Origin of the sequence: Candidatus Pelagibacter communis (assembly GCF_001180025.1) — a bacterium.
Taxonomy (GTDB): Bacteria; Pseudomonadota; Alphaproteobacteria; order Pelagibacterales; family Pelagibacteraceae; genus Pelagibacter; species Pelagibacter ubique_A.
Window position 1 is genome coordinate 1 of sequence record NZ_CVSK01000014.1, and the last position, 996, is coordinate 996.

The 996-nt window shown below is 27.4% G+C and carries 1 protein-coding gene; it reads left to right on the forward strand.

Features of this window, described 5'->3' with window-relative positions; translation table 11 throughout:
* The coding region (miaB, locus tag AMN83_RS00255) for a tRNA (N6-isopentenyl adenosine(37)-C2)-methylthiotransferase MiaB (RefSeq protein WP_075503402.1) at window positions 1-996 on the forward strand (996 nt) is incomplete at both ends.

Consider the following 996-nt stretch of genomic DNA (forward strand, 5'->3'; position numbering starts at 1 on the left):
ATATGATTCAGTTAAAAAAATTGGTTATGAAAAAACAGAAAAATATGAAGAAGCAAATTGTTATCTCTTAAATACATGCCACATCAGAGACAAAGCAAAAGAAAAAGTTTACTCAGAAATAGGTAGAGTAAAAAAAATTTTTAGATCTAAAAAAAAGCCGTTGGTAATTATTGCAGGGTGTGTAGCTCAAGCAGAAAATCAGGAAATGCTTAAAAGAGAACCTTATATAGATTTGGTTATTGGTCCTCAAGCTTATCATAAAATTAATGATACAATTTTAAATTATACTGAAAAAAATAAACAAATAGAAGAGACAGAGTTTGATGCAGTTTCTAAATTTAAATATTTAAGTAAAATAAAAAATGAAGCTGGAAAAGTTTCATCCTTCTTAACTATTCAGGAAGGGTGCGATAAGTTTTGTCATTTTTGTGTAGTCCCATATACAAGAGGACCAGAATATTCCCGTCCATTTAATCAAATTTTAGATGAAGCAAAATATTTAGCTGATAATGGTGCAAGAGAAATAATTTTACTTGGTCAAAATGTAAATGCTTATGATAATGAAGGATACAGACTATCTGATTTGATTTTAAATATTGAAAAATTATCCGAAATTAAGAGAGTTAGATATACAACATCTCACCCAAAAGATATGACTGAGGATTTGATCGAAGTGTATAAAACTTCTAAAAAGTTAATGCCACTTGTACATTTACCCGTTCAAAGTGGATCTAATAAAATTTTAGCATCAATGAATAGAAAACATAGCATTGAGGAATATTTAAGCACTTTTGATAAATTAAAAGAAATTAATCCAAATATAGAATTTTCAAGTGATTTTATTATAGGTTATCCTGGCGAAGAAGATCAGGATTTTAAGGATACTATCAGATTAATTGAAAGGATTAAATTTATAAACTCTTATTCATTTATCTTTAGTCCAAGACCTGGAACAGTAGCTGAAAATTTAGAATTAATTGAAAAAAAAATTTCTAT